At 65.3% G+C, this 25,715-nt stretch carries 30 protein-coding genes; 16 read left to right on the plus strand and 14 right to left on the minus strand.

Going from position 1 to position 25,715, the window contains the following annotated elements; genetic code table 11:
• Positions 1 to 77: 77 nt before the first annotated feature.
• Positions 78 to 497 carry a GlcG/HbpS family heme-binding protein gene (locus HALXA_RS00815; RefSeq protein ID WP_049895017.1) on the minus strand — a complete coding sequence of 140 codons (420 nt, stop codon included), beginning with the start codon at positions 495 to 497 and terminating at the stop codon, positions 78 to 80.
• Between the two features lie 196 nt (positions 498 to 693).
• On the opposite strand from HALXA_RS00815, the gene HALXA_RS00820 reads away from it, so the two are divergent.
• Positions 694 to 1,854 carry a glutathione-independent formaldehyde dehydrogenase gene (locus HALXA_RS00820; protein ID WP_049895019.1) on the plus strand — a complete coding sequence of 387 codons (1,161 nt, stop codon included), beginning with the start codon at positions 694 to 696 and terminating at the stop codon, positions 1,852 to 1,854.
• Positions 1,855 to 1,884: 30 nt separating this feature from the next.
• Here HALXA_RS00820 and HALXA_RS20890 read toward each other — a convergent pair whose 3' ends face one another.
• Positions 1,885 to 4,050 carry an ATP-binding protein gene (locus HALXA_RS20890; RefSeq protein ID WP_013878392.1) on the minus strand — a complete coding sequence of 722 codons (2,166 nt, stop codon included), beginning with the start codon at positions 4,048 to 4,050 and terminating at the stop codon, positions 1,885 to 1,887.
• Positions 4,051 to 4,269: 219 nt separating this feature from the next.
• Positions 4,270 to 4,431 carry a hypothetical protein gene (locus tag HALXA_RS21880; RefSeq protein ID WP_171814648.1) on the minus strand — a complete coding sequence of 54 codons (162 nt, stop codon included), beginning with the start codon at positions 4,429 to 4,431 and terminating at the stop codon, positions 4,270 to 4,272.
• Between the two features lie 199 nt (positions 4,432 to 4,630).
• Between HALXA_RS21880 and HALXA_RS21885 the strand changes: the two genes are divergently transcribed.
• Positions 4,631 to 4,789, plus strand: a complete 159-nt coding sequence (locus tag HALXA_RS21885) for a hypothetical protein (protein ID WP_013878394.1) — start codon at positions 4,631 to 4,633, stop codon at positions 4,787 to 4,789.
• 15 nt (positions 4,790 to 4,804) lie between these two features.
• Here the strand turns inward: HALXA_RS21885 and HALXA_RS00830 are convergent, their stop codons facing one another.
• Together HALXA_RS00830 and HALXA_RS00835 are read right to left on the minus strand one after the other, a co-directional pair.
• Positions 4,805 to 5,941: a CobW family GTP-binding protein gene (locus HALXA_RS00830; protein ID WP_013878395.1), complete on the minus strand. Its 1,137-nt coding sequence runs from the start codon at positions 5,939 to 5,941 to the stop codon at positions 4,805 to 4,807.
• A 126-nt stretch (positions 5,942 to 6,067) separates the two neighbouring features.
• Positions 6,068 to 6,358 carry an ArsR/SmtB family transcription factor gene (locus HALXA_RS00835; protein WP_049895372.1) on the minus strand — a complete coding sequence of 97 codons (291 nt, stop codon included), beginning with the start codon at positions 6,356 to 6,358 and terminating at the stop codon, positions 6,068 to 6,070.
• 120 nt (positions 6,359 to 6,478) lie between these two features.
• Here HALXA_RS00835 and HALXA_RS00840 point away from each other — a divergent pair, with 120 nt between their 5' ends.
• The 3 genes from HALXA_RS00840 (at position 6,479) to HALXA_RS00850 (ending at position 8,472) form a co-directional block, all read left to right on the plus strand.
• Positions 6,479 to 6,781: an amphi-Trp domain-containing protein gene (locus HALXA_RS00840; protein WP_013878397.1), complete on the plus strand. Its 303-nt coding sequence runs from the start codon at positions 6,479 to 6,481 to the stop codon at positions 6,779 to 6,781.
• A gap of 80 nt (positions 6,782 to 6,861) precedes the next feature.
• Positions 6,862 to 7,749 carry a selenium cofactor biosynthesis protein YqeC gene (gene yqeC, locus HALXA_RS00845; RefSeq protein ID WP_013878398.1) on the plus strand — a complete coding sequence of 296 codons (888 nt, stop codon included), beginning with the start codon at positions 6,862 to 6,864 and terminating at the stop codon, positions 7,747 to 7,749.
• A gap of 81 nt (positions 7,750 to 7,830) precedes the next feature.
• Complete coding sequence (locus HALXA_RS00850; RefSeq protein WP_013878399.1) at positions 7,831 to 8,472, plus strand: DUF7108 family protein; 642 nt, start codon at positions 7,831 to 7,833, stop codon at positions 8,470 to 8,472.
• A 58-nt stretch (positions 8,473 to 8,530) separates the two neighbouring features.
• Here HALXA_RS00850 and HALXA_RS00855 read toward each other — a convergent pair whose 3' ends face one another.
• Complete coding sequence (locus HALXA_RS00855) at positions 8,531 to 8,896, minus strand: PadR family transcriptional regulator (RefSeq protein ID WP_013878400.1); 366 nt, start codon at positions 8,894 to 8,896, stop codon at positions 8,531 to 8,533.
• 201 nt (positions 8,897 to 9,097) lie between these two features.
• On the opposite strand from HALXA_RS00855, the gene HALXA_RS00860 reads away from it, so the two are divergent.
• On the plus strand, positions 9,098 to 9,631 hold the full coding sequence (locus tag HALXA_RS00860; RefSeq protein WP_013878401.1) for an inorganic diphosphatase: 534 nt from the start codon (positions 9,098 to 9,100) through the stop codon (positions 9,629 to 9,631).
• Positions 9,632 to 9,656: 25 nt separating this feature from the next.
• On the opposite strand, the gene HALXA_RS00865 is transcribed toward HALXA_RS00860, so the two are convergent.
• Positions 9,657 to 10,499: a ParA family protein gene (locus HALXA_RS00865; protein WP_013878402.1), complete on the minus strand. Its 843-nt coding sequence runs from the start codon at positions 10,497 to 10,499 to the stop codon at positions 9,657 to 9,659.
• Between the two features lie 180 nt (positions 10,500 to 10,679).
• On the opposite strand from HALXA_RS00865, the gene HALXA_RS22635 reads away from it, so the two are divergent.
• From HALXA_RS22635 to HALXA_RS00890, 6 genes are all read left to right on the plus strand, one after another.
• On the plus strand, positions 10,680 to 10,805 hold the full coding sequence (locus HALXA_RS22635; RefSeq protein WP_013878403.1) for a hypothetical protein: 126 nt from the start codon (positions 10,680 to 10,682) through the stop codon (positions 10,803 to 10,805).
• A 177-nt stretch (positions 10,806 to 10,982) separates the two neighbouring features.
• The gene (locus HALXA_RS00870) at positions 10,983 to 12,326 is read left to right on the plus strand and encodes an alkaline phosphatase family protein (RefSeq protein ID WP_013878404.1); all 1,344 of its coding nucleotides are present in this window, start codon (positions 10,983 to 10,985) and stop codon (positions 12,324 to 12,326) included.
• 64 nt (positions 12,327 to 12,390) lie between these two features.
• Complete coding sequence (locus HALXA_RS00875) at positions 12,391 to 12,591, plus strand: hypothetical protein (RefSeq protein ID WP_013878405.1); 201 nt, start codon at positions 12,391 to 12,393, stop codon at positions 12,589 to 12,591.
• Between the two features lie 97 nt (positions 12,592 to 12,688).
• Complete coding sequence (locus HALXA_RS00880) at positions 12,689 to 13,102, plus strand: DUF371 domain-containing protein (RefSeq protein ID WP_013878406.1); 414 nt, start codon at positions 12,689 to 12,691, stop codon at positions 13,100 to 13,102.
• A gap of 83 nt (positions 13,103 to 13,185) precedes the next feature.
• On the plus strand, positions 13,186 to 13,371 hold the full coding sequence (locus HALXA_RS22830) for a hypothetical protein (RefSeq protein WP_013878407.1): 186 nt from the start codon (positions 13,186 to 13,188) through the stop codon (positions 13,369 to 13,371).
• A 143-nt stretch (positions 13,372 to 13,514) separates the two neighbouring features.
• A complete protein-coding gene (locus tag HALXA_RS00890; protein WP_013878408.1) occupies positions 13,515 to 14,339 on the plus strand; it encodes an endonuclease III domain-containing protein in 825 nt (274 codons plus the stop codon).
• Positions 14,340 to 14,373: 34 nt separating this feature from the next.
• Here the strand turns inward: HALXA_RS00890 and HALXA_RS21890 are convergent, their stop codons facing one another.
• Entirely contained in the window at positions 14,374 to 14,625 is a 252-nt protein-coding gene (locus tag HALXA_RS21890; protein WP_049895023.1) for a GNAT family N-acetyltransferase, read from the minus strand.
• A gap of 703 nt (positions 14,626 to 15,328) precedes the next feature.
• Here HALXA_RS21890 and HALXA_RS00900 point away from each other — a divergent pair.
• Positions 15,329 to 17,266, plus strand: a complete 1,938-nt coding sequence (locus HALXA_RS00900; protein ID WP_013878409.1) for an MEDS domain-containing protein — start codon at positions 15,329 to 15,331, stop codon at positions 17,264 to 17,266.
• Between the two features lies 1 nt (position 17,267).
• On the opposite strand, the gene HALXA_RS21895 is transcribed toward HALXA_RS00900, so the two are convergent.
• Complete coding sequence (locus tag HALXA_RS21895) at positions 17,268 to 17,429, minus strand: hypothetical protein (RefSeq protein ID WP_171814651.1); 162 nt, start codon at positions 17,427 to 17,429, stop codon at positions 17,268 to 17,270.
• A 29-nt stretch (positions 17,430 to 17,458) separates the two neighbouring features.
• On the opposite strand from HALXA_RS21895, the gene HALXA_RS00905 reads away from it, so the two are divergent.
• Together HALXA_RS00905 and HALXA_RS00910 are read left to right on the plus strand one after the other, a co-directional pair.
• Complete coding sequence (locus HALXA_RS00905; RefSeq protein WP_013878410.1) at positions 17,459 to 18,994, plus strand: replication factor C large subunit; 1,536 nt, start codon at positions 17,459 to 17,461, stop codon at positions 18,992 to 18,994.
• A gap of 99 nt (positions 18,995 to 19,093) precedes the next feature.
• The gene (locus HALXA_RS00910; protein WP_013878411.1) at positions 19,094 to 19,294 is read left to right on the plus strand and encodes a hypothetical protein; all 201 of its coding nucleotides are present in this window, start codon (positions 19,094 to 19,096) and stop codon (positions 19,292 to 19,294) included.
• A 149-nt stretch (positions 19,295 to 19,443) separates the two neighbouring features.
• On the opposite strand, the gene HALXA_RS00915 is transcribed toward HALXA_RS00910, so the two are convergent.
• Both HALXA_RS00915 and bioB read right to left on the minus strand, forming a co-directional pair.
• Positions 19,444 to 20,658, minus strand: a complete 1,215-nt coding sequence (locus HALXA_RS00915; RefSeq protein WP_013878412.1) for an aminotransferase class I/II-fold pyridoxal phosphate-dependent enzyme — start codon at positions 20,656 to 20,658, stop codon at positions 19,444 to 19,446.
• An 87-nt stretch (positions 20,659 to 20,745) separates the two neighbouring features.
• Positions 20,746 to 21,849: a biotin synthase BioB gene (bioB, locus tag HALXA_RS00920; RefSeq protein WP_013878413.1), complete on the minus strand. Its 1,104-nt coding sequence runs from the start codon at positions 21,847 to 21,849 to the stop codon at positions 20,746 to 20,748.
• 265 nt (positions 21,850 to 22,114) lie between these two features.
• Here bioB and HALXA_RS00925 point away from each other — a divergent pair, with 265 nt between their 5' ends.
• Positions 22,115 to 22,924 carry a hypothetical protein gene (locus HALXA_RS00925; protein ID WP_013878414.1) on the plus strand — a complete coding sequence of 270 codons (810 nt, stop codon included), beginning with the start codon at positions 22,115 to 22,117 and terminating at the stop codon, positions 22,922 to 22,924.
• Between the two features lie 76 nt (positions 22,925 to 23,000).
• Here the strand turns inward: HALXA_RS00925 and HALXA_RS21900 are convergent, their stop codons facing one another.
• From HALXA_RS21900 to sucC, 3 genes are all read right to left on the minus strand, one after another.
• A complete protein-coding gene (locus HALXA_RS21900) occupies positions 23,001 to 23,153 on the minus strand; it encodes a hypothetical protein (protein WP_171814652.1) in 153 nt (50 codons plus the stop codon).
• A gap of 189 nt (positions 23,154 to 23,342) precedes the next feature.
• Positions 23,343 to 24,215 carry a succinate--CoA ligase subunit alpha gene (gene sucD / locus HALXA_RS00930; RefSeq protein WP_013878415.1) on the minus strand — a complete coding sequence of 291 codons (873 nt, stop codon included), beginning with the start codon at positions 24,213 to 24,215 and terminating at the stop codon, positions 23,343 to 23,345.
• Entirely contained in the window at positions 24,212 to 25,360 is a 1,149-nt protein-coding gene (gene sucC, locus HALXA_RS00935; protein ID WP_049895026.1) for an ADP-forming succinate--CoA ligase subunit beta, read from the minus strand. The genes sucD and sucC overlap by 4 nt, the downstream gene beginning before the upstream one ends.
• Positions 25,361 to 25,715 lie beyond the last annotated feature (355 nt).

Genomic DNA, 25,715 nt, shown 5'->3' on the forward strand with positions numbered 1-25,715 from the left:
ATCCCGTGGTTCGTCGGTCTCACGCCGCGGACGCGTCCGTGTGTCGGATAGAACGGGCGCCGAACCGGCGGAGGTCGCTACGAGGAGAGGTCGTCGAATTTGTCGACGCCCGACTGCGCGACGTCCATATCCTGCGCGACTTCACCGCCGCTGACGCCGATCGCGCCGACGACCTCGCCGTCCCGCTCTAAGGGATAGCCGCCGCCGAAGATCACCATTCGGCCTTGATTGGTATTCTGCAGGCCGTACAGCGATTCGCCCGGTTTGGTCGGCTCGGCCAGTTCGTCCGTCGGCATGTCCAGCGCGGCCGCCGTATAGGCTTTGTTCCGCGAGATATCGACCGATGCGAGCCACGCACCGTCCATCCGATGCTGTGCGACGAGATTCCCCTCGGAGTTCGCAACTGTGATAACCATGGGGTTGTCGATTTCGTCGGCTCGTTGCTCGGCTGCGTCGATAACTGCCTTTGCCGTCTCGAGCGGTACTGAGTCGACCATGCTGGTGGTCCCCACAGGATGCCGTTGCATAAACACCCGCTATGAAAATGCCACCTGTATTCGTTTTGTACCGATAATTTTCGTTCCGTCTGGTATCAGCAGGATACACTTTCGATATTTTGTGGTGAAGGTCGTTACCAGGAAGGTTTACAACAGTGCTTGTGGTCCGTGTACCGAGGTTCGATACCACATGTCAATGGATGCCGTCGTTTATCAAGGACCGAACGATGTAGCGATCGAAGAAGTCGACGAACCCGAAATCGAACACGAGAACGATATCATCGTCGATATCACGACCACGGCGATCTGCGGCTCGGATCTCCACATGTACGAGGGTCGGACCTCGGCCGATCCGGGGATCGTCTTCGGGCACGAAAACATGGGGACCGTCATCGAAACCGGCGACGCCGTCACCTCGCTCGAGGAGGGCGACCGCGTCGTGATGCCGTTCAACGTCGCCTGCGGCTTCTGCCGAAACTGCGAGAACGGCTATACCGGCTTCTGTACCAACGTCAACCCCGGCTTCGCGGGCGGCGCGTACGGCTACGTCGCGATGGGGCCGTACAAGGGCGGGCAGGCCGAGAAACTCCGCGTTCCGTTCGCCGATTTCAACGCGCTGAAACTCCCGGAGGGGAACGAACACGAGGACTCCTTCGTGCTCCTCGCGGACATCTTCCCGACGGGGTGGCACGGGACCCGACTCGCGAACCTCCAGCCCGGCGAGTCGATCGCGGTCTTCGGCGCCGGTCCCGTCGGTCTGATGGCCGCCTACAGCGCCAAGCTACAGGGCGCCTCGGAGATCTACGTCGTCGACCGCGTGGAGAGTCGCCTCGAGTTGGCCGAGGATCACTGCGACGCTCGCGCGATCAACTTCGAGGAGCGCGATCCGGTCGAGCAGATCAAAGACCTACACGGCGGGGGCGTCGACAACGGCGTCGACGCCGTGGGCTATCAGGCGATCGATCCCGAGACCGATCCGACCGACGACGCCTACGATCCGGCGCGGGAGAACCCAGCGATCGTGCTCAACCAGTTGATCCAGACCGTTCGGCCGACCGGCGAACTCGGCGTTCCGGGGCTGTACGTCCCGTCGGACCCCGGCGCGCCCGACGAGATGGCCGCCCAGGGCCGCCTCGGCATCGACTTCGGGAAACTCTTCGAGAAGGGGCTGAAGGTCGGTACCGGCCAGTGTAACGTCAAGGAGTACAACCGAGAGCTGCGCGACATGATCATCGAGGGACGGGCAGATCCCAGTTGGGTCGTCTCCCACCGCGTCGATCTCGACCAGGCGCCGGAGATGTACGAGAAGTTCGACGAGCGCGAGGAGGGCGTCACCAAGGTTCTGCTCGAGCCCTAACCGGCTCGCGACCCGCGGCCCGCGGTCGGCTCAGTCGTTATCGACGGGGCGACCGTCCGTATGCGGTTCCGATGCGCGCTCGGAGTCCCGTTCCTCGACCGTCGGCAGCGTAAACGAGACGGTCGTTCCCTCGCCCGGTTCGGACTCGACCCAGATGTCGCCGCCGTGGCGTTCGACGATGCGCTCGCACAGCGCGAGTCCGATGCCGGTCCCGGAATGGGTGTCGCGGCTGTGGAGTCGCTGGAAGACGTCGAAGATGCGGTCCTGATCCTCGGGATCGATGCCGATCCCCTCGTCCGCGATCGAGACCGTCCATCGGCGTCCGGACTGCTCGGCGGAGACGTGAATCCGCGGCGGCTCGTCGCCGCTGTACTGGATCGCGTTGGCGAGCACGTTCTGGAAGATTTGCCGTAGTTGCCCCCGGTCGCCATTGACGCGAGGGAGCGACTCGGCCGTGATCTCGGCGTCCGTTTCCTTTATTTTCACGCGAAGGTTGTCGCGAACGTCCGCGAGCACCGCGTTCAGGTCGACCGGTTCGAACTCGTCGCCGCCCGTCTCGACGCGGGAGTACTGGAGCAGTCCCTCGATCATCTCGCGCATGCGGTCGGCGCCGTCGACGGCGAACGCGAGGAACTCCTCGCCGTCCGCGTCGAAGGCGTCGCCGTACCGGTTCTCGATCAGCCGGAGGTAGCTCGAGACCATCCGCAGGGGCTCTTGCAGGTCGTGTGAGGCCGCGTAGGCGAACTGCTCGAGCCGTTCGTTCGACTCCTCGAGGTCGGCGACCAGCGTCTCGAGTTCCGCCTGATACTGCTGGCGCTCGATCGCTTCGGCGAGGACGTTGGCGACGCTCTGGACGAAATTCACGTCCTCGTCGGTGAACGTTTTGCGCTCGGTGTCGTGGGTCCCCAGGATCCCCCACGGCTCGTCGGACGGGCCGATAACGGTACTGATACCGCTGCGGACGTCGTGGTCTCGGAGCAACGCGGGCCCGCCGAACCGGGCTTCCGTCTCGATGTCCTCGACGACGATCGGGTGATCGTGTGCGAGGGTGTAGGCGGCCTGCGAATCCGCTTCGACGGCGGACACCGCCGCCTCGCCGACGATGCCGTCGTCCCACCCGACGCCCTGGCGGAGCAGGAGTTCGTCGCGCCTCGCGTCGAGATCTAGCACCTTGCAGTACTCGTTGTCGAGAACGACCGCCACCTGCCGGGCCGCTTCGTGCATGAGTTCGTCTAGGTCGTCGGTCTCGAGGGCCAGTTGCCCGAGGTCGGCCACGACCTGCTGTTGGCGCGCCCGCTGCTCGAGTTCCCGTTCGCGCTCCGTCCGCGCCGAGATGTCGCGGCCGATCCCCGCCAGCACCACCTCGCCCTCGGGCGTCTCGAGCGTCGAGGCTGCGTACTCGTAGGGGATCCGCTCGCCGTCTTTGGTGCGCAGTTCCGCCTCGACCTGGAGACTCCCGGTTTCGAACCCGCGTACGAGCGCGTTCTCGATCTGCTCGCGGTCCTCGGCGTCGAAGAAGTCGACGGCGTTCATCGACGCGACCTCCGCGTCCGAATAGCCCGTCACCGCACAGAGGCTCTCGTTCCACCGCTGCAGCGTGCCGTCCTTCTCGATAACGTAGAAGATGTCGTGAATCGCGTTCAGCACGTGATCGGTGTACTCCCGGTAGTGCTCGAGTTGCTCGTTCGAGGTCGCGAGCCGCTCGTTGGCTCGCTCGAGTTCGTCGACCGTCTCCTCGAGTTCCGATTGCGTCACCTGAAGCTCCTCGTTTCGCTGCTCGAGTTCGCGCGTTCGCGTTTTGGCCTCCGCGTCGTGGAGTCCGACGGCGAAGCCGGCGACGCTGCCCAGCGCCGTCAGGATGAGGATCGTCGAGAAATCGTCGACGATCTCGCCGGGCTGGAGACTGTAGACGACGAGGACGGTCCCCATCGCCCCGAAGCCGCCGAGACACCACGCCGCGATAGCGTCGTAAAACTCGGCGCGGATGTCGAACGCGGGTAAGCGGTAGCCGAAGTAGAGGAGCGCGAATCCGGGACCCGCGACGAGCAGCGATATGACGAGGACGTTTCCCAACGGCGTCTCCGCCGCAGTTCGCGCGACGGCCCATCCCGTAGTGAGCGCCACGTACGCCGCTCCGAGCGCGACGACGATTCGTCTCCCGCCGACGGCTGAGATGGGACGGTTCCAGATAGCCACGAGTACTCATGGGGCGACCGTCACCATGAGAATTGTGGCGTTCTGCTAACGCAATTGACGGTATCAGCCCCGAGAGCGGCCGTATTGATACTCGAGTGATACGTGGTACGTAGTCCCGGGCGACTGTGCGTCCGGTTTTGCCGCGCGGTAATAGAGTGCGAGCGAGTCGAACCGGCCACTCGGAGCGAGCGCAGTGCGGGCGGCGAGCGAGCCGCGGCGTCAGCTTCGCAGCCAGACTCTGGGATGTTCGTCGCGAAGGTGATCCTGATACCGCTTGATCAGCTTCGGATAGGAACTCGCGACCCCGTACCACTCGCAGTGGTCGCACTCTCGGTCGACCGCGTCGGTTGCGTTCCGAACGTAGCTCCCTCGTCGATGCATACGCATCGTCGCTCTACCGCGAGGCTATAGCTCTTCCGGCTCCGGATCCGGCCCCAGCTCGTCTGGCCCGCCCCGTTCGATCCCCGACCGCCGCGCGAGTCCGCCGGCGCTGCAGTCGAGACCGGGACGCTCGAGCGCGAGGACGGCCGGGACCGCGCACGGAGAAACGGATATCCCGTCGCCCGACGTAGCAGATTCTATGTGCCAGTACTGCAGCTACACCTACCACGACGGCTGGACGGGGCTCCTCGAGTACGACGACGTCTATCAGGACGCCCTCCCCGACCGGACGGCGGACCGGTCGACCCACGGCTTTCACGAGTCGTGGGAGGAACTCAGCGAGCAACTGGAGTCGTAGTCGCGGGGCGGCCGGCTACAGCGGGAACGGATCGGCCGCGTCCGTCGCCTCCGCCGCGTCCGGTTTGTCACCCTCGAGGAGACACGCCTCGAGTTCGTCGCGAATCCGCTCCTCGTCCATCTCCCGGCCGATGAACACCAACTGCGTCCCGCGGTCGTCGTCCGGCCGCCACTCGCCGATCGGGCCGGCGCTGACCGACGGCCCGGCCTGGCTGACGCCGATCACCTCCTCGCGGTTCGCGACGTAACAGACGCCCTTGGCGCGGACGATCGAGCCGTCCCACTCCTCGAGCCAGTCCGCGAGCCGCTCCGGATGGAACGGGCGGTCGGAACGGAAGACGAACGACGAGACGCCGTGGCGGTCGGCGGCCGTTTCCGCGGCGTCGTGCTCGTCGTGATCGTCGGGTTCGGCGCCGTGACCGTGTCCCTCTCCGCGCAGGTGGCGCTTCCACCCCTGCGAGCGTTTCGCCGCCTCGAAATCGAACCGGCCGGTGTCGAGGATGACGTCCGGATCGACCTCGGAATAGGTCGTTCGAAGCCGCTTCGCCCGCGGCTGGAGCTGCTCGACGACCGCCTCGATCTCCTCGAGGACGTCGTCGGGGACCATGTCGGTCTTGTTCAAGAGGAGGACGTCGCAGAACTCGATGCCCTCGACGAGGACGTCGCTCAGCGGCCGGTCGGTGTCCGGTTGGGCGCCCTCGGGCAGCGCCGCGCCGGCGTCGAACTCCTTCCAGAACCCGTACGTATCGAGAACGGTCACCATCGTATCCAGCCGAAAGCGATTCGTCGGGTCGACGTCGCTGTCCTCGGTCCCCTCGGTGAACACCTGCGCGACGGGGATCGGTTCGCTGATCCCCGAGGACTCGACCAGCAGGTAGTCGAACGCCCGGCTCTCCGCGAGTTCGGCCGCCTCTGTGAGGAGGTCGTCCTGCAACCGACAGCAGATGCAGCCGTTCGAGAGGTCGACGATTCCCTCGTCCTCGTTTTCTCGCGCGATGAGATCCGCGTCGACGTTTACCTCGCCCATGTCGTTGACGATCACCGCGATCCGTCGGTCGCCCGGGTTCGAAAGCACGCGGTTGAGCAGCGTCGTCTTCCCCGCGCCGAGGTAGCCGCTGACGACGGTGACGGGAATTCGGTCATTCGACACCATGTGATACCGTCTACCACTACGGGACCGACTCTAAATGCTCGGCCCGATCACACCGACAGTCACCCGACCGAGACAGTTATCCTGCGAGAGACGCGCTCGAGCGTTCCGCGGACCGACGACTCTAGCTTAGCGGTTCGGCGCATCCCCATCGACGTCGTCGGCCTGCAGGACGAACGTCCGTTCGGGCGGCGGCGCGATCTGTAACTCGACGGCCGCAGTCAGTTCGTAGTACTTCCGGTTGCCCCGCATGTAGTGGTCGACCAGCCCGGCCTCTTCGAGCGTCGAGAGGTGGTGGACGGCCGTCTTCCCGTCCATTCCGGTCGCCTCCGCGAGTTCGGTGACGTACTTCGGTTCCCGGGAGAGTTCGCGGAGGATCTCGAGGCGCGTGCCGTTTCCTAACGCCTCGATGAGGGTCAGCGACATGCCACCCCCTTCGACGGCCGCCTTGAGAAGGATTTCGCCGGTACGGACCGCGTACCTACACGAGTTCCTGTACGTTGGTGCAGGTTTATGCCGCCGACCGTGGTACGAACTCTCATGTCCGATCGGGTCAACATCCCCGAGGATCGGGACCGCGACCGGCGCACGATCACCGACGGGTTCTTCGAGCGAGAAGTGTACCTCTCGCGGACGGAAACCGCCGCCTTCCTCCGCGATCTCGCGGACCAGCTCGAGGCCGACACGCGGGTGACGATCACGGGCGACGACTGGGAGATCCCCTTCGAGTACCGCGATCCGATCGAGGTCGAGATCGAGTTCACGGCCCAGCGCGAGCGCGAACTCGAGTTGGAACTCGAGTTCAGCGAGGCCAGCGGCGGGTCGGATCTTTCGGTTCGATAGTTCGGTAGCTCAATAGCTCGATAGTTCGGTAGTCCGGTAGTTCGATAGGCTCACGGTCCTCGCCGGCGAACGCGGGCGTAATGACGCCAGCCGAGGCCCTCTGCGTCGCCGTCGACGAGGCAGACGGAGCGAAGGAGCAACGGGAGCAGGTACGGTTCGATCCGACCGCCGCAGTCGCCGTCGTCGGCGCCGGCGGCAAGAAGACCACGCTGTACACCCTCGCCGAGCAACTCGAGCGGGCCGTCGTCACCGCGTCGGTTCGCATTCCGATCTTCGACTCCGCCGTGAGCCGCGTCGCCGTGACCGAGTCGCCCCTCGAGGCGCTTCGGTCGGCCGAGCCGGCGGATTTCCCCCTCGGGCTCGTGCCCGAACGGGAGGGCGACTCGCGCTACCTCGGCTACGACACCGTCGCCGTCGACCGGATCATCGAGGCTCACGACGGCCCGGTACTGATCAAGGCCGACGGAGCCCGCATGCGCGAGTTCAAGGCGCCGAACGACCGGGAACCCCAAATTCCGTCGGCGACGGACGTCGTCGTCCCGATCGCCAGCGCCCACGTCGTCGGCGAACCGCTCACCGACGAGGTCGTCCACCGCCCGGAACGGGTCGCAGCCGTCGCTGCCGATACGGGACTGGACATCGAGGTGGGGGACGTCATCGAACCGGTACACGTCGCGGCCGTCCTCGCCAGCGAGCAGGGGGGACTGAAGGGAGCGCCCGAAGGCGCGGCCGTCGTTCCGCTGGTCAACAAGGTCGACGACGCCGACGACGAGGCGGTCGCTCGCGACATCGCGAGCGCGTTCTACGAGCAGTTCGAGGGCCTCGAGCGAGGGGGAGAACGAGAGCGGGAGCAAGACGACGGTGACGCCGGCATCACGGTCGATCTGGACGCGAACGGTCGACGGGCGCTCGTTCCCTACGTCGTCCTCGCGCGGATGGCCGAGGGGGTCGTCGTCGATCGCGTCTGAGGGACGCCGGGGAAGGAGAGGGCCGCCCAGCCCGAGGCGACGCCGTGATAGGGCCCTGGCGCTAATCGCGACGTACTACCAATGCCGACGAGCGACTCGAACGGATCCCCGGACGAGCCGGACGGAGAAACCGACACGGGCAGCGGCGCCGATACGGAGTCCGACGAACTCCCCGACGACGTCGTCGACGACGCCGAACGACTCGCCCACCTCGAGCGAGCGGCGGTCGACGACAACGAGGCGGACGCCTACGCCGAGCGGCGCGACGACATTCTCGAGGACCACGATTTCACGTCTCGGATCCGCGAGGAAGACGACGCGACGCTCGTGCTCCACCCCGAGGAGTGGCACGACGACGAGGCCGGCGTCATCAGAACCGACCGGATCGACGACCTCTCGCGGGCCGTCGAAATTCCGCTCGAGGGGACCGGCGATCCGGACGACTGGGACGACGTCGACGAACACAACCGCGAACTCGTCGCCGCAGTCAGAGAGGAGCACGGCGACGTCCACGGCGCTAACGCCGAAACGCTGGCCGATTTCGTCGGCAACCACTACGCGAAGCCGATCGAATCGCTCACGGGATCGGAACTCCGGGAGTTTCGGACCGACTACTACGTCCGCAATGCGTGGCCGTCAGAAAAACAGCAGGACGTGATCGACGAATCGATCGCGCTCGTGTACGACGCGGCCGACGAGCCGGTGCCCGAATTCGACTCGTAGGCCGCATCAGGTCGCTCGCGATTCGTCGCTGGTGGTCGTCGAACCGCTGTCGTCGATCTTAGTTCTCGAGACTCTCGTCGACGATCTCGCGGATCTCGTCCGCGCGATCCTCGCCCGTGACGACCTTCGAGAGCGTCCAGCGGACGCCGTCGAGGACGGCCTCGTAGCCGTCGTCGGTCAGCGAGTACTGGTTCGTTCGCTTGTCGAGTTCGCTCTTCTCGACCAGGCCGAGTTCGACGAGCTCGTCGAGGTTCGGGTAGAGACGACCGTGGTTGACCTCGGTCCCGTAGTACTCCTCGAGTTCTCGCTTGATCGCCAGGCCGTACATCGGCTCCTTGGCGAGGATGACGAGGATATTCGTCTGGAATGCGGTAAGTTCGCGTGCGATGCCCTGTTCGCCGGTGATTGATTGTGCCTCTGACATACGTGTGCAAATGTCACCAGACTATTTAAGACTTGCCAACCATTCAGTGGTATCAGTCAGCTAGACATCGATACCCCGATGGCGCAGTAGTGGACGGTTACTGTCGTCCAATACGTGTCTTTCGGCTGTCTGGTGGCCGTCACATGTAAGTGAGAATCGATTACGAAAGTACTTTTTGATCGACCGTGGAGTCTCACGTACATGGTCAACCTCTGGGAAGACCTCGAGACTGGACCGAATCCGCCGGAAGAGATCTACGCCGTCGTCGAGTGTCTCAAGGGCGAGCGCAACAAGTACGAGTACGACAAGGACGTTCCGGGCGTCGTGCTGGACCGCGTGCTCCACAGCAACGTCCACTACCCCTCCGACTACGGGTTCATCCCGCAGTCGTACTACGACGACGAGGACCCCTTCGACGTCCTCGTCCTCGTCGAGGATCAGACGTTCCCGGGCTGCGTCATCGAGGCCCGTCCCGTCGCCCTGATGAAGATGGACGACGACGGCGAGCAGGACGACAAGGTCATCGCCGTCCCCAGCGAGGACCCCCGATACGACCACATCGAGGACCTCGAGGACATCCCGCAGCAGCAACTCGACGAGATCGACGAGTTCTTCGCGACCTACAAGAACTTGGAGGAGGGCAAGGAAGTCGAGACGCAGGGCTGGGAGGACAAACAGGCTGCCTACGACGCGATCGAGCACGCCCAGGAGCTCTACGAAGAGAACTTCCAGTAACCGCTCGAATCGTCTCCGAAACTCGTTATTCGTTTTCGTCCGGTTTGACGGTCTCGTCGGCCAGCGCCGCCAGCGCGTCGAACCGATCGATCATGTCGACCGTTTCGTCGTGAGCCGCCAATGACACCCCGTCCCGGTAGGCTCGCCGAAACGCGATCCGTTCGCGGATGCCGGGCCCCGGCGAGTCGTCTCGCTCGAGGTGACTCGAGCGGGCGAACCCCGGAAGGAACCGGTCGAACTGGCTGTCCTCGAGCGCCTCGAGGACGCGCCGTTCCTCGTTGTCCCCCTTGACGCGGTTAGGGACGATCGCGAGGATTTCGATCGGGTCCGAGTCGGGAAGGCGATCCGAGAGCGGAAACAGCTGGTTCGTCACCGTTCGCACCAGCGCGTCGGCGCTCGGTTTCGACAGCTGCATCGGCAACACGGCTCGCCGCGTCGCGACCAGCGCCGCGTCGGCGAGCGGGCCGATCGTCGGCGGCGCGTCGAAGACGATCCAGTCGTACCGGTCCGACAGCGGACGGACGAGCGAGCGGTAGAGTTTCGCTTCGCCGTCGTCGGCCGTCTGGATCGTCGCGCTGACCTGGTGGAGCGCCGCGTTCGAGGGGACGAGATCGACGCCCCACGGCTCGGTGTCCGTCCGGAGCAGATCGCTCGCGGAGGACGGATCGTCCGGATCGAGGACGTGTGCCAGGTGGGTATCGGCGGTGTAGGCGTCGCCGCAGCCGAGCGCCTCCGTCGCGCTCCCTTGCGGATCGACGTCGACGAGCACCACCTCGTGGCCGCGGGCCGCGAGCCGATCGGCCAGGTTGGTCGCGATCGTCGTTTTGCCGACGCCGCCCTTCTGTAACATGACGGTGAGTCCGTTCATCTCGAGTGTCCCTCGTACGCCGCTCCTGGGTTCGAACGCGTACACCGCCCTCCACTCGCGTGTTTGATATAAAACTGATCGCCCCACGACCGGATACCCGCCAGTTATCCCGCCGCCGGGGTCACATGCATTATGAGCATGGGTAATTTTATTGGGGAACGTGACGTACGTGTATCTGTTATGGCAGCATCCACGCCCTCCGCTCACGACGCGCCCGAATCGTCCGACGGCGTCGGGATCGACCACCTGACGGTCGTCCCTGCGAACTTCGAGCCGCCCGCGGACGACGGCGAACGCGACGACTAATCGCGGGTTGCCCCATCGCCTCGAGTCGCCGGTCGCCGCGGCGATTTAGATCCGAATCGTCCTACCCGTCGTAGCCCGTCATCCCTGGCCACCCAGACCACGTTATTCGGTGGCACACCCTCTCAAAAGAGTGTCTCGAAACGAACCTTCTTGTATGCGCTCGAACAACCACCGCCTATGGGTCTGTTCGATCGACTGCGGGGCGACGACGCTCCCCGCGTCGCGTTTATCGGCGTCGACGGTGTGCCGTATAGTCTCTTAGCAGAGAACGAGGATCTATTCCCCAACTTCGCGGCGATCGCCGACGACGGAACCGCAGGCGAGATTTCGAGCATCGTGCCGCCCGAATCCAGCGCCTGCTGGCCGTCCCTAACCACCGGCGTCAATCCCGGCGAAACGGGCGTCTACGGGTTCCAAGACCGCGAAGTCGGAACCTACGACACGTACGTGCCGATGGGGCGAGACGTTCAGGCGGACCGCGTCTGGGACCGCGTTCAGGAGGAAGGCCGTCAGGCCACCGTGATGAACGTCCCCGTCACGTTCCCGCCAGAGCGCAACGTCCAGCGGATGGTCTCCGGCTTCCTCTCGCCCGGCCTCGAGAAGGCCGCCCACCCCGACGACGTCCGCGAGTACCTCGAGGGGCTGGACTACCGGATCGACGTCAACCCGAAACTCGGCCACCAGGAGGACAAGTCGGAGTTCATCGAGGACGCCCACGCGACCGTCGACGCGCGGTTCGAGGCGTTCCGCCACTACATCGAGGAGGACGACTGGGACCTCTTCTTCGGCGTCTTCATGACGACCGACCGGGTCAACCACTTCCTGTTCAAGGACTACGAGCGCGACGGCGAGTACAAGGACGAGTTCATCGAATTCTACCAGAAGGTCGATGACTACATCGGCCGCCTGCGCGAGTCGCTGCCGGAGGACGTCACCATGATCGTCGCCTCCGACCACGGCTTTACTAGCTTGGACTACGAGGTCCACTTCAACGAGTGGCTCCGAGAGAACGGCTGGCTCTCCTTCAAGACCGACGACCCCGAGGAGTTGGGCGACATTTCCGACGACACGAAGGCCTACTCGTTCATCCCCGGTCGCTTCTACATCAACCTCGAGGGCCGCGAACCCCGCGGCTCCGTCCCCGAAGAAGAGTACGACGAGGTCCGCGACCAGCTCAAGTCGGAGTTGCTCGAGCTCGAGGGGCCCGAGGGCCGGCAGGTCGTCGACCGCGTCGTCGAGAAGGAAGACGCCTTCCGCGGCGACCACGACGACATCGCGCCGGACCTGGTCGCGATTCCGAACAAGGGCTTCGACCTCAAATCCGGCTTCAAGGGCGACGCCGAAATCTTCGACACCGGCCCGCGCAACGGAATGCACAGCTTCGACAACACGTCGCTGTACATCGACCACCCCGACGCGACCATCGGCGATGCCGACCTGTTCGACATCACGCCGACGATCCTCGACCTGATGGACGTCGAGTACAGCCGCGGCGAGCTCGACGGCGCGAGCCTGCTCTAATCGGGCGCTGAACCCCGACCTGACCGACCGGGACCATTTTCTAACCCGTCTGACAGTACGTCGTATGAACGACACCGCCGTTATCGGGGGCTGTATGCTTCTGACGATGCTGGCTGCGGGGTTTGTGGGCCTGCTCACCGGGAGTTACGCGACGGTTTTCGCCGGGACACCGGTCGGGTTCGCCGTCTACCTCGCCGTCGGTATCGGCAACGTACTCGGTGCGATCGTCCGAGCGTTTCGATCCGGCTACCGCGCCGGTGCCTGACTCGAGCGGCGATCACGAGGTACGAGGGTCCGTCCACACCGGCGACGGGATCGGCGGAATTCGAGTCCGTTTTCCGATCGGCCACGAACCGCTCGGCATGGAAGAGATCATCCACGCTCGCGGGCACGAGAACGTCTCCGCCGAGCACGCGAGCACGTTCGAGGTAACGACCGACGACTATCTCACCCCTGCGGGCGACTGTATTCTCGCGATCGAAGCCGACCGCGCCCCCGCGGATTTCGACCCCGATTTCATTGCGGCCTGTCAGGACCGCGAGGCCACGATTACGTTCGAAATCGAAGCCGACGGCCACCGCGACTCCGTCGTCGGTCGGGGCGACCCCGACCTCGAGTTCACCAACGAGCGCAGCGCGGTCGGCCGGACGAGCGAGTACGTCGACGATCGGACGATCATGAACGGGGCCGCGTTCGCCGCCGAGGGCTTCGACCGCGAACTGGTCGAGGCGCTGGCCGACGGGGCCGAGGCGACGGTGACCATCACCGTCGAGTAGTCGGGCGATCTCGACAGCTCGTCGTCTCAGCTGTTTGTCCAGTGGCCGAAACAATAAATGGGGGATGTCGTCAATCGGAGAGTATGTCACAACGGGTCGTCTGCCCTCACTGCTCCGAGAAGACGTTCGTCGATATCAATCGAAAGGTACAGCGAACGAAAACGGAGGTGGGCACCCTGAACGACGGATACGATCGATCGGGCACCTGCTCGAAGTGCGGTGAGAAGTTCGCCTGTAAGGTCGCCGATCCGTCCCGACAGCGGCGATAATCTCGTTTGGGCTCTTCTCATAACCTCGAATCGACTCAGCACCTGTTCTGCGTGCTCCCTCGAGCAGGGAAACGGAGCCGTCCTCCTCGGTTGTACAGAATGAATCCGGTATCCACACGTGCGTCCGGGCCGTACCTGCGCGCATGACCGACGAGGAACCCGCCGTCAACATCAGCGGCGGCACCGCGGGCGGCGGCATCACCGCCGAGTTCGATCCCGCGACCGCCGACACGCGCGCGGAGGAGATCGTCGATCGACTCGGGGAACTGTACTGGCAGAAAACCTACGGCGGGCGGGATGCCTTCACTTGCCTCGTACGGACGATTCTGAGCCAGAACACGAGCGACAAGGCGAGCCAGCCGGCTCACGACGCGCTGATCGAGCGCTACGACGGCGAAGGAATTGATCTCGCGGAGTCGCTCGCGGGCGCCGAACAGTCGATCCTCGCCGAGACGATCCAGCCCGCCGGCCTCTACAACCAGAAGTCCGAAATCATCATCGACACGGCCGAGTGGGTCCTCGAGGCGTTCGGCTCTGCGGCCGCCTTCGACGAGTTCGTCAAGGACGAAGATCCCGCCGAGGTGCGCGAGACGCTGCTCGAGGTCCGCGGCGTCGGTCCCAAAACCGCCGACTGCGTGCTCCTGTTCGCGGGCGGCCGCGGCGGCGTCTTCCCCGTCGATACGCACGTTCACCGGATCTACCGCCGGCTGGGCATCGCGCCGGCCGACGCCGACCACGAGGCGGTCCGGGCCGTTCTCGAGCGCGAGGTGCCCGCCGAGAAGTGCGGCTTCGGCCACACGGCGTCGATCCAGTTCGGCCGCGAGTACTGCTCGGCGCGCAAGCCGGCCTGCCTCGAGGATCCGGAGGCGTGTCCCATGGCCGATCTCTGCGAGCAGGTTGGCGTCTACCCCGAGACGGGCGAGGTCGTCGATCCGGCCGAGGCGCCCGAAGCGGAGACGAGGGGCTGAACGGCGCGTCCGCGTGCGGTGGGGTCCGTCGGCATCACGCTGACTCCGTATCTGACTCGGGTCCAACGTACCGCATCGGAACGAGGTTCTCCTCGCCGCCGTCCGGCAGTTCGGCGATCATCTCGTGGCGCTCGAATCCGCAGTCCTCGTAGAAGGGGACCAAGCCTTCGCGACAGTCCAGCGTCAGCACCTCGAGGTCAGCGAGATCGGGGTGCGAGACGATCGCCTCGAGCAAGTCCCGGCCGAGTCCGTCGCCGCGTCGAGGTTCGGCGACGATAACGTTCACGAGAGCAAAGCTCTCGTGCAGCCCATCAGACGCGCAAAGCGCTTCTGAGGACGTCGTAGATCTTCCCGTAGTAGACGAAGTCCGTGAGGACGCGGCCGGCGGCCACGAGCTTGCCCGTCCGCTCGTCGCGGAGACCGACGACCGCGTCGGTGTTTTCGATCGCCGTGCGAACGTCCTCGAGAGTGCGGTCGTCCTACCACGCGTAGTTCCGGTAGCGCTCGTGGAGGTCGCCGAAGTTCGACTCGGTGAGTTCGTAGACCGTTTCGTACGACATGCCCAAAAGGTAGAAATTTGATGCCACTAATACGTTGTTCTGACTCGATCGAGCGGGCAGCGGCCGCGCGCCTCGTCTCGACATGTAGCCCTCGGCGGAAAGTGACGCCCTCCAACCACGAACGCGACTCACTCGGACGACGGTTCAAACCGAATTGAGCCCGTTAAGAAGCGTTGCCTCGCTGACGTAGGGGTACCGTCCCGCCGATACAGATCGACGGAGACGGTGAAACCATCCCGTCACTGTGCGAACAGAAACCACGACGACTTTTTCCCTTCTGCGGGCCTCTGTTCGCCGTATGATTCCCGCTCGGATGCTTTCAATCGAGTCAGCGGCTGTAGCCAAACAGCCAGTCTGCTCCGCCATTCGTTTCAGTCTCTATCTGTGCGGATTCGAACCCGCGACGATCCGGCTCGAGAGGAGTAGCGTATGAGCAGAAACGCCTTCCGAAACGACGCAGCGAGTGAATCAGGCTCCATCACGACCGCGTTCGAGGCGCTCCAGTCGAGCCCGGAGTTCCGCGGGCCGGTCGAACCCCTCGAGGACCACGAGCACGTCCACGCGAACGACCACTTCGCGCTCATCTACGAGTCCCAGGAGGAGCAGTTCGCCGCCGTCATTCCGTTTCTCCGGCAGGGACTCGAGCGCAACGAGCGGTGTCTGTACATCACCGCCGAGAACTCCCGCGAGGAGGTTCTCGAGGCGATGCGCGAACGCGGAATCGACGTCGACGCCGCCCTCGATTCGGGCCAACTCTCCGTTCACGACGAGACGGAAACCTACCTCCGAAACGAGACGTTCGACGCGGACGAGACGGTCGCGTTCATCGACGCCGCGATCGAGGACGCGACGGAGGAGTACGAGGCGCTCCGCATGGCCGGCGAGATGAGCAGCGTCTTGCAGGAAGACCCCGAGGGCGAGGAACTCGTGAAGTGCGAAGCCAAGGCGAACTATCTCTTCGACGACGCGGACGGCATCGCGCTCTGCCAGTACAATCGGAACCGATTCCCGTCGGACGTCATCCACGACGTCGTTAGCACCCATCCCCTCCTCATCCACGACGAGCGAGTCAGTTACAACGTCTACTACACGCCGCCCGGCGAGTTCTTCGGCCCCGAGAAGACCGCCCGCGAGGTCGATCGCCAGCTCGAGGCGCTTCGAGACCAGACCGACGCGAAAGTCGAACTCCAGCGGCGCGAGCGCTTCCTCCGGGAAAGCCACGAGATCACCGCCGAGCCGGAACTCGACTTCGAAACGAAGCTCGAGGAACTGCTGGATCTCGGGTGCGAGTGGATGGGTCTCGACGCGGCCGGATTGACGCATCTCCCGGCGCGGGACGACAAATTCCACAACCAGTGTACCATCGGGTACGGGGACGGGTCGGACGAGGGACGGACCGATCCCGGAGAGGGATGTTACTGCAGGCGGGCGATCGAGAGCGACGAACCGGTCGGGATGGCGGACGTCCGCGGGACAGAGTGGGAAGACGACGAGATCTATCGGGAGCACGGACTGGCCTGTTACCTCGGGACGAAGGTGACGAACGGCCCGACGCCGTACGGGACGCTCTGGGTCGGGAGCACCGAACCGCGCGACCGCGAGTTCACGGACACCGAGCGGACGTTCCTCGAGCTGATGGGGCAGTGGGTGAGCTACGAGATCGAGCGAGAACACCGGGAACGGTCGCTCGAGGCCTCGAACGAGCGCTTAGAGCAGTTCGCCTACGCGGCCTCACACGACCTGCAAGAGCCCTTGCGGATGGTCTCGAGCTACCTCCGACTGATCGACACGCAGTACGGCGACGCCTTCGACGCGGACGGCGAGGAGTTCCTCGAGTACGCCGTCGACGGCGCCGACCGCATGCGCGAGATGATCGACGGCCTGCTCGCGTACTCGCGGGTCGAAACCGGCGGCGATCCGTTCGAACCGATCGAGTTAGAGACCGTGCTCGACGACGTACTCGAGGACCTCCAGCTCCGGATCGAGGACGCCGACGCCGAGATCACGGCCGGCGACCTGCCCCGCGTGGAGGGCGACGGCAACCAACTCCGTCAAGTCCTCCAGAACCTGCTGGACAACGCGATCACGTACGGCGGGCGGTCGCCTCCTCGCATCCGGATCGATGCGACGCGTCGAAAGCGGGAGTGGGTGCTTTCGGTCAGCGACGACGGAATCGGTATCGAACCGGAGAATCAAGACCGGATCTTCGATATCTTCGACCGATTACACAGCCGCGACGAGTACGACGGGACGGGGATCGGACTGGCGCTCTGTCAGCGGGTCGTCGAGCGCCACGGCGGCGAGATGTGGGTCGAGTCCGAGCCCGGCGAGGGATCGACCTTCTTCTTCACGCTCCCCGCTGCGTAATCTACTGTCGTTCTCTCTCCTCGTGGTCGCCTCTCGGGAGGACCGCGACACCGAACGCGTCGTCACGAACGCCGCCACCCTCGTGGCGGTACGCGGCGACGTCGATACCGTCGCCGCGGGTAACCCTGAAATCCGTCGCCGAGGAGTGACGCTCCGCAACCACTAAACGCGACTCACCCCTACGACGAGTCAATGACCGACTGGACCGAGAAGTACCGTCCGACGACGCTGTCGGAGGTACGCGGGAACAACAAGGCCCGCGACCAGCTCGAGGAGTGGGCCGAGACCTGGGACGAGCACCGGGACGCGGTGATCGTCCACGGCAGCCCCGGCGTCGGGAAGACCTCCGCCGCCCACGCGCTGGCGGCGGACATGGGCTGGCCCGTCATGGAACTCAACGCCAGCGACAGCCGCGGGGCCGACGTCATCGAGCGCGTCGCGGGCGAAGCCTCCAAGAGCGGCACGCTCACCGGCGGCGAGTCCGGCCGCCGGCTGGTCATTCTGGACGAGGCGGACAACTTCCACGGCAACGCCGACTACGGCGGCTCGAGGGAGGTTACCCGGGTCGTCAAGAACGCGAACCAGCCGATCGTCCTCGTGGCAAACGAGTTCTACGACATGAGCAACTCCCTCCGGAACGCCTGCGAGACGATCGAGTTCCGCGACGTCTCGAAGCGCTCGATCGTCCCCGTCCTCCGGGACATCTGCCGGCGCGAGGGCGTCGAGTTCGAAGAGGAAGCCTTAGAGAAGATCGCCGAGTCGACCAGCGGCGACCTGCGCTCGGCGGTCAACGACCTGCAGGCAGTTGCGGAGGACACCGAGCGCCTGACCGTCGACGACGTGGTCACGAGCGAGCGCGACACCACCGAAGGGATCTTCGACTTCCTCGATACGCTCATCAAGGAGGAGGACGCCGAGGGCGCGCTGCGCGCCTCCTACGACGTCGACGAGAATCCCGACGAGATGCTGAACTGGATCGAGGACAACGTCCCGAAGGACTACGAGGGGGCCGAACTCGCGGACGCCTACGAGTTTCTCGCGAACGCCGACCGCTGGCTCGGCCGCGTGCGCTCGACGCAGAACTACTCGTTCTGGCGGTACGCGACGGACAACATGACCGCCGGCGTCGCCGCCTCCCGGCGCGAGCCCAAGGGCGGCTGGACCCGCTACGGGCCGCCCAGCTACTGGCGCAAGCTCGGCAGCAGCAAGGGGAAACGCAACACGCGCGACGCGATCGCCGAGCGCATCGCCGAGCGCGAAGGGACGAGCGTCGGGACCGCTCGCCGGGAGATCCTTCCGTTCCTCTCGGCGATGACCCACCACTGCAAGAACCGCGAGCTGACCGTCCGCACGGCCGCCACCTACGAACTCGACGAGAAGGAAGTCTCCTTCGTCACCGGCAGCGGGAAAGACACCAACAAAGTCCAGTCGATCGTCGAGGACGCCGAGGAGCGGCGCGAGAAGGAGACCGTCGAGCACTCCGGCAGCGCCTTCTTCGAGGCCGAGGATGCGGGCGACGGGGCGGCCTCGAGCGACGACAGCGACGACAGCGACGACAGCGACGACAGCGACGACAGCGAGAACGATCAAGCAACCCTCGCGGCCTCGAGCGGAACGGACGGCGAGAGCAGTTCGGGAGACTCGAGCGCGGCAGCGGACGCGGACGAGTCGACGGCGGAGACGACGGAACCGGACGACGACCAGTCGGGATTGAACGATTTCCTCTGAGCGGATCGATCACTCTCTCGTGAGAGACATATCGAAACATAGACTGAACGACACTATTACGTCGCTCCGCAGCGTCACGTGCTGACGGTGAACGGGCCCATGACCGACCAGCAACGCTGTCCACTCTGTGCGGAGCACTACGCCGAGCGAACGGACCTCCGAATCCACCTCGAGGTCGAACACCGCAAATCCGAAATCGTCTCGGAGTTGATCGACGTCCGCCGCCACCTGTCCGGCGAAATGGACGAGGAGGACGACTCGGTGGCGATCGACGGCGAGCCACAAGCACCGCGGACGTGACCCGGAACTGACCGCCGGTCAGGCGGCGGCTCAGTGTCCTGCGGCCGCGTTCGAAGCTCTCTCCGTTTTCCGCGACGTCTCCGTCACCAGCGGCTCGAGCCGGTTGTCTCGGTCCAGCGGGTCGTCACGATTTTCGCCGTCCGGAACGCTCAGAGCAGCCCTAACTCGGTGCCGACCGTCCGGAACGCCTCGAGGCAGGCGACGATGTCGTCCTTGTCGTGGGTCGCGATCGGCGTCACTCGAATTCGACTCTCCCCTTCGGGTACCGCCGGCGGGCGGATGGCCGGCGCGACGATATCGCGCTCGCGCAGTCCCTCGGCGAGCGCCAGCGCGTCCTCGCGGTTGCCGACGATCACAGGGAGGATCTGCGAGTCGCCGGGGGCGTCGAACCCCATCGACTCGAGGCCGTCCCGAAGGTGGGCGACGTTTTCCCAGAGTCGCTCGCGGGCGTCGCTGTGGCGCGCGAGGTGCAGCGCCTCGCTGGCCGCCGCGGCGGCCGGCGGCGTTAGCCCCGTCGAGTAGACGAACGACCGCGCGTCGTTGATCAGACACTCGATCAGTTCGTCGCTGCCGGCGACGTAGCCGCCCTGGCTGGCCAGGGCCTTCGAGAGCGTTCCCATCTGGACGTGGATGCGGTCCGCGAGTCCCTCCGCCTGGACGACGCCGCCGCCGTCGACGTACAGTCCCGTCGCGTGGGCTTCGTCGACCATCACCCACGCGCCGAACGCCTCGGCGAGGTCGCAGATCGACTCGAGAGGCGCGACGGTGCCGTCCACGCTGAAGACGGTATCCGTGATGATGAGCCAGCGCTCGTCGGCCGCGTCGTCCTGCTCGGCGCGCGCCTCGAGTTTCGACCGCAGGTCCGCGACGTCGCGGTGGTCGTAGACGACCGTCTCGGCGCCCGAAAGCCGGCAGCCGTCGATGAGGCTCGCGTGGTTCAACTCGTCGGAGAAGACGACGTCGGGCTCGAGGGCCGTGATCGTCCCGACGTTGGCTGCATACCCCGAGGAGAAGGTCAGCGCCCGCTCGCAGTCCTTCGTTTCTGCGAGCAGTCGCTCGAGGTCGCGGTGGACCATCGTGTCGCCGGTGACGAGTCGGCTCGCGCCGGCGCCCGTGCCGACGGTCGCGGCGGCCTGACGGGCCGCGTCCTGAACCCGCCGGTCGGCGGTCAGGCCCAGGTAGTTGTTCGACGCGAACACGAGCGCCTCGTCGGTCTCGAGGACCGGCAGGTCGCCCCCGGAGGGTTCGGCGAAGTAGCCCCGCTCGGCGACCCGGTCGACGGGCGAGAGGGTCCGCTTCAGGTCGCCGTCCTCGAGGGTTGCGAGCCGATCCTCGAGGTCGAACCCGCGGTCGCGGTCTTCCATTCGCGTGAACGGAGTCATCGACGTGGTATCACTTTCACGGTTCTCGGTCGGCGGACGCACAGTTACGGCTGGGCGGGACGGGTGGCCTCAGTCCGTGTTCGGTTCCGCATCCGTACGCGTCGCCTCGCTCGTCGACGCCCCGGCGTCTCCGCGACGGGCCGTCACCGCTTCGGGGTCGAACGCGTTCGTCTCGCGATTCGGCTCGAGGCCCGCGCGCTCGATGATCTTCAGATCGTCGGCGGGCGACTGGCCCTCGGTCGTGAGGTAGTCGCCCGTCAGCAGACCGTCGGCGCCGGCTTCGAGCGGCAAGTGCTGTTCGTCGGGCGCGAGGTTGGCCTCGCGACCGCCGGTGAGCCGAACCCGCGCTTCGGGGTGAAGCAGCCGGTAGACAGCGATTGTCTTGACGATCTCCTCGGTCGTGATCTCGACGCCCCGCTCGGCCAGCGGCGTCCCGGGAACCGGATTCAGGACGTTTACCGGCAGCGAGGAGACGCCGATGTCCTGCAGGGCGATCGCCGCCTCGACGCGATCGGTCGGCGTCTCGCCCATCCCGAGGATCACGCCGGCACAGAGGTCCATGCCGGCGCCCTTGGCAACCTCGAGCGTCTCCACCCGATCCTCGAAGCTGTGGGTGTCGACGATCTCGGGGAAGTACCGCGGCGAGGTCTCGATGTTGTGGTTGTAGTGCTTTATCCCCTCCGCGGCGAGGATCTCCGCTTCCTCCTCGGTGAGGATTCCGAGGGAGGCGTCGACCTCGAGGTCGCACTTATCGCGGACGAGGCGGATCGCCTCGAGGACTTCCGCCCATTCGTCGGGCCGACGTTCCTTCGAGACGCCTTTCTCCGCGACGACGATGCCGAACCGCTGGGCGCCGTCGCGTTCGGCGCGCTTTGCCGCCTCGAGGATCTTCTCGGGACCGAGAAAGTCGTAGGTGTCGATGCCGGTGTCGAAGTGGACCGACTGCGCACAGAACCCGCAGTCCTCGGCGCAGTTACCCGCCTTCGCGTTGACGATCGAGCAGGCGTCGACCGTGCCGTCACCGAAGTGATCGCGCACGGTCGCGCCGGCCTCGGCCAGCGGCTCGACCGGCTGGGCGATCAGCGCCAGTCCGTCGGTGCGATCGAGCCGCTCGCCGGCCAAGACCCGCTCGAGCGCGTCGTCGACCGTTTCGTTTCCCGTCTCGTAAACCATACTAGATAGATCAGTTGACGGAAATATAACGGTTGGGGACGGTCGCGGTGCGTGGACCGTCTGAAGAGGGAGATCTTACGGCTGGCGGGTAGTCTTTTTCTGATTAGCGAATTCAATCCGTTCGTAGTGGCTATTTGTAAACCCGAACCGGCAAATCGAGCCGAAAACGGCCGTCACGCTAATGTGGTACTCCCCTAACGAATCGAGACTGAAAAAATTGCCAAACTTAATGACGTGTGATTATGTAGACCTACAGAGCGAGCCTATGAGCGAAAGTACGATCGACGAAAAATCGGGCGACGGCGGGTTCGACGCGGGGGCGAGCGCCGACGATCTGTTCGGGGCGATCGCGGACGACGAACCCGAGACGGCGGGGACGGGGGTCGATCGAGACGAGGACGCCGACGCTGCCGACGAGCGCGGCGACGACGGGATCGAAGACCGAACCGCGGCGAACGTCTTCGGGCAACTCAAAGACGACGTCGACGGCGACGAGGATACCGACGACGTCCTCGAGGGCGAGACGCCCGAGGAGATCATCGCGAGCGCGGACGAACCCGTGGAACCGGACTGGGACGTCGACGACGACCTGCTAGCCGACGAGGAAGCACTCGAGAGCCTCCTGTTGTCGGGCCGGACGAAGGGCGAGGAGTTCCTCTGGGTCGATCCGGACGGGTCCGATTCGCCAGAATCGGGTTCGGACGACGACCCGACCGACGAACTCGACGAGTCCGCCGAGGCCGACGGACGCTCCGCCGACGCGGAATCGGACGCGTCCAGCGCCAGCGAACCGTCCGCCGACGAGGCAGCGGCGCCGACCGTTGATACGTCGGATGACGAGGCCGACGGACGAGCTCAGGACGAACCCACGGAATCCGCTGCTGAACCGTTCGTCGACGAGCAGTCAGCCGACGAACCCGCTGACGACGAAGCGGACGTACCCGCGGCTGACGACGGGGAACCAACCGGTGTCGATTCCGACATCGACGACCCGGCCGACGAGACCGAAACGGCCGACGAAGAGGACGACGACACATCCGGCCTCCTCGGCTGGGTTCGGTCGAAGTTCTCGTAACGCTGCTCGAGCGCATCACTCGACCGCTATCGGAGGGGCAACGCGGTCGCTGCGTACGAGTTCTCCTGTTCTCGTTCTACGGCGCCGGATGCCACGCGAGCCCCGCCCGAACGACCGTATACGGGTTTCCGCCACACTCCGGACAGCCCGTTCCCGTCTCCGGATCGAACGGCCGCTCCGGAATCGTGTGCGCGGCGCCGCAGACGTCGCACTCGAGGTGGACCGGCACGGAGCCGGTACGGTGCGATTCGGGATGGCAATTCTGCCGGGAAGTGACGGGGTGTGAGTGACGGTGCCGAGTATCAGTGGACGACAGGACAGCGACCGGCGGGCCGCTCCTCGAGGATCGCTCGAATTCGCTCGAGCCGCAAAACAGAAGTAAAGAGACGGTACGCGGCGGGAACGTTCCGCCGCGCGATCAGGCGAGGAACTCTTCGATGTGGTCGGCGACTTCCTCCGGCGTGTCGCCGACGGGGACGCCGGCGTCGTTGAGCGCCGAAATCTTGCTCTCGGCGGTGCCGGTACCCGAGCCGGAGACGATCGCGCCGGCGTGGCCCATGCGCTTGCCCGGCGGGGCGGTCCGGCCGGCGATGAAGCCGGCGACCGGCGTGTCGACGTGCTCGTCGATGTACGCGGCGGCCTCCTCCTCGTCTTCGCCGCCGATCTCGCCGCACATGACGATGGCTTCCGTTTCGGGGTCGTTCTCGAACAGCTCGAGGGCGTCGACGAAGTCGGTGCCGATGATCGGGTCGCCGCCGATGCCGATCGCGGTGCTCTGGCCCATGCCGCGGTTCGTCAGGTTGTCGACGACCTGGTACGTGAGGGTGCCCGAGCGGGAGACCAGACCGACGTTGCCCTCGGAGAAGATGTTGCCGGGGAGGATGCCGAGTTTGGCCTCGCCGGGCGTGATGAGACCGGGACAGTTCGGGCCGATCAGGCGCGTGTCGGTCTCGGTTAGGCGCTTGTTGACTCGAGCCATGTCCTGAGTCGGGATGCCCTCCGTGATGGCAACCGCGAGGTCGAGGTCCGTATCGAGGGCCTCGAAGATGGCGTCGCCCGCGAACGCTGGCGGGACGAAGATGACCGAGGTGTCGGCATTCTCCTCTTCGACGGCCTCGTGGACCGTGTCGTAGACGGGGACGCCGTCGACTTCCTGGCCGCCCTTGCCGGGGACCGCGCCGGCGACCACGTTGGTGCCGTACTCCATCATCTGCTTGGCGTGGAACTTGCCTTCCCCGCCCGTGATGCCCTGTACCACGACGCGCGTGTCGTCGTCGACTAGTACACTCATGCTTCCACCTCGTCAGCGTATTCGACGGCACGCTGAACCGCGTCCTCGAGGGTCTGCTCGACCGTCACGAGGTCTTCGTTGAGAATCTCCATGCCTTCCTCCCAGTTGGTGCCGGCCAGGCGGACGACGACCGGCTTGGGGATTTCGTCGAACTGCTCGAGCGCCTCGTTGATCCCCCGGGCGACCTCGTCGCCGCGGGTGATCCCGCCGAAGATGTTGAAGACGACGGAGTCGACGTTGTCGTCCGAGAAGACCATGTCCAGGGCGTTGGCGATGCGCTGCGCCTTTGCGCCACCGCCGACGTCCAGGAAGTTGGCGGGCTGGCCGCCGTAGTGGTCGACGAGGTCGAGCGTGGTCATGACGAGACCGGCCCCGTTGCCGATGATGCCGACGTTCCCCTCGAGGCGGACGTAGTCGAAGTCGTACTCGTCGGCCTTCTGCTCGAGTTCGTCGCCCGAGGACGCCTCCTCTTCCATTTCGGCCAGTTCGGGCTGGCGGAAGAGCGCGTCCTCGTCGATGTTCATCACGGCGTCGGCCGCGATGACCTCGTCGTCCGAAGTAACCATCAGCGGGTTGATCTCGGCGTCGGCACCGTCGCGGCTGTCCCAGAGATCGTACAGCGTCGTGAGGACGCTCGAGACGTCGCGCGCGACGGACTGGTCGACGCCGGCGTCGTAGACGGCCTTTCGGGCCTGGTACGGATGCATGCCGAAGGAGGGGTCGATGTGTTCCCGAGCGATGGCGTCGGGATCCTCCTCGGCGACTTCCTCGATGTTAACCCCACCCTTGGTCGAGACCATGGCGACGGGCTTGCCTTCGCCGCGGTCCATCGTGATGCCGACGTAGAGCTCGTTAACGAAGTCGACCGCTTCCTCGACCAGAACCTGATCCACGCGGTAACCCTTCAGGTCCATTCCGAGGATGGACTCGGCCGCCTCGCGGGCCTCGTCCTCGTCCTCGGCGAGTTTAATACCGCCGGCCTTCCCGCGGCCGCCGACCTGTACCTGCGCCTTGACTGCGACTGGATACCCGATCTCCTCGGCCGCGGCGATAACGCCGTCGACGTCGGAGGCGAGTTGGGATGCCGGCGTCGGAATGCCGGCATCGGCGAAGACGTCCTTCGCCTGATATTCGTGAAGCTTCATAGGCATTCGAACCCGCGTTCCGACCCCGCTTAAATCCTGCCAGTTTCCACTCGCGACGGGAATCCATCGACGGGTATGGAACTCCGCCGCTCGAGCGGCTATAGAATCGAACTTATAACCCGTCATTTGTTCCGCATCTAAACCACGTGTGGGAGATACGCACACAGTCGTGGATGTTTCGGGGGTCGATACCGCGATCCCTGCGACGTTTGTCAATTTTTCTCGATCTGCGTGCGGTTCGAATTTGTCGGAGCGAGCACCGCCTCGCGTCCGCGTCGCTGCGGTCGAGCGACCGAACGCGTCGCCCCAACCGCAGCGTTTGACTCGCGCGAGTCCCAATAGCAAAGCGACGCCG

Origin of the sequence: Halopiger xanaduensis SH-6 (genome assembly GCF_000217715.1) — an archaeon.
Taxonomy (GTDB): domain Archaea; phylum Halobacteriota; class Halobacteria; order Halobacteriales; family Natrialbaceae; genus Halopiger; species Halopiger xanaduensis.

Excerpts from the sequence above, each read along its gene's own strand:
- HALXA_RS00815 (WP_049895017.1), bottom strand. The coding sequence starts at position 497 with ATGGTCGACTCAGTACCGCTCGAGACGGCAAAGGCAGTTATCGACGCA.
- HALXA_RS00820 (WP_049895019.1), top strand. The coding sequence starts at position 694 with ATGGATGCCGTCGTTTATCAAGGACCGAACGATGTAGCGATCGAAGAA.
- HALXA_RS21880 (WP_171814648.1), bottom strand. The coding sequence starts at position 4,431 with ATGCATCGACGAGGGAGCTACGTTCGGAACGCAACCGACGCGGTCGAC.
- HALXA_RS21885 (WP_013878394.1), top strand. The coding sequence starts at position 4,631 with ATGTGCCAGTACTGCAGCTACACCTACCACGACGGCTGGACGGGGCTC.
- HALXA_RS00830 (WP_013878395.1), bottom strand. The coding sequence starts at position 5,941 with ATGGTGTCGAATGACCGAATTCCCGTCACCGTCGTCAGCGGCTACCTC.
- HALXA_RS00840 (WP_013878397.1), top strand. The coding sequence starts at position 6,479 with ATGTCCGATCGGGTCAACATCCCCGAGGATCGGGACCGCGACCGGCGC.
- yqeC (WP_013878398.1), top strand. The coding sequence starts at position 6,862 with ATGACGCCAGCCGAGGCCCTCTGCGTCGCCGTCGACGAGGCAGACGGA.
- HALXA_RS00850 (WP_013878399.1), top strand. The coding sequence starts at position 7,831 with ATGCCGACGAGCGACTCGAACGGATCCCCGGACGAGCCGGACGGAGAA.
- HALXA_RS00855 (WP_013878400.1), bottom strand. The coding sequence starts at position 8,896 with ATGTCAGAGGCACAATCAATCACCGGCGAACAGGGCATCGCACGCGAA.
- HALXA_RS00860 (WP_013878401.1), top strand. The coding sequence starts at position 9,098 with ATGGTCAACCTCTGGGAAGACCTCGAGACTGGACCGAATCCGCCGGAA.
- HALXA_RS00865 (WP_013878402.1), bottom strand. The coding sequence starts at position 10,499 with ATGAACGGACTCACCGTCATGTTACAGAAGGGCGGCGTCGGCAAAACG.
- HALXA_RS22635 (WP_013878403.1), top strand. The coding sequence starts at position 10,680 with ATGGCAGCATCCACGCCCTCCGCTCACGACGCGCCCGAATCGTCCGAC.
- HALXA_RS00870 (WP_013878404.1), top strand. The coding sequence starts at position 10,983 with ATGGGTCTGTTCGATCGACTGCGGGGCGACGACGCTCCCCGCGTCGCG.
- HALXA_RS00875 (WP_013878405.1), top strand. The coding sequence starts at position 12,391 with ATGAACGACACCGCCGTTATCGGGGGCTGTATGCTTCTGACGATGCTG.
- HALXA_RS00880 (WP_013878406.1), top strand. The coding sequence starts at position 12,689 with ATGGAAGAGATCATCCACGCTCGCGGGCACGAGAACGTCTCCGCCGAG.
- HALXA_RS22830 (WP_013878407.1), top strand. The coding sequence starts at position 13,186 with ATGTCACAACGGGTCGTCTGCCCTCACTGCTCCGAGAAGACGTTCGTC.
- HALXA_RS00890 (WP_013878408.1), top strand. The coding sequence starts at position 13,515 with ATGACCGACGAGGAACCCGCCGTCAACATCAGCGGCGGCACCGCGGGC.
- HALXA_RS00900 (WP_013878409.1), top strand. The coding sequence starts at position 15,329 with ATGAGCAGAAACGCCTTCCGAAACGACGCAGCGAGTGAATCAGGCTCC.
- HALXA_RS00905 (WP_013878410.1), top strand. The coding sequence starts at position 17,459 with ATGACCGACTGGACCGAGAAGTACCGTCCGACGACGCTGTCGGAGGTA.
- HALXA_RS00910 (WP_013878411.1), top strand. The coding sequence starts at position 19,094 with ATGACCGACCAGCAACGCTGTCCACTCTGTGCGGAGCACTACGCCGAG.
- HALXA_RS00915 (WP_013878412.1), bottom strand. The coding sequence starts at position 20,658 with ATGGAAGACCGCGACCGCGGGTTCGACCTCGAGGATCGGCTCGCAACC.
- bioB (WP_013878413.1), bottom strand. The coding sequence starts at position 21,849 with ATGGTTTACGAGACGGGAAACGAAACGGTCGACGACGCGCTCGAGCGG.
- HALXA_RS00925 (WP_013878414.1), top strand. The coding sequence starts at position 22,115 with ATGAGCGAAAGTACGATCGACGAAAAATCGGGCGACGGCGGGTTCGAC.
- sucD (WP_013878415.1), bottom strand. The coding sequence starts at position 24,215 with ATGAGTGTACTAGTCGACGACGACACGCGCGTCGTGGTACAGGGCATC.
- sucC (WP_049895026.1), bottom strand. The coding sequence starts at position 25,360 with ATGAAGCTTCACGAATATCAGGCGAAGGACGTCTTCGCCGATGCCGGC.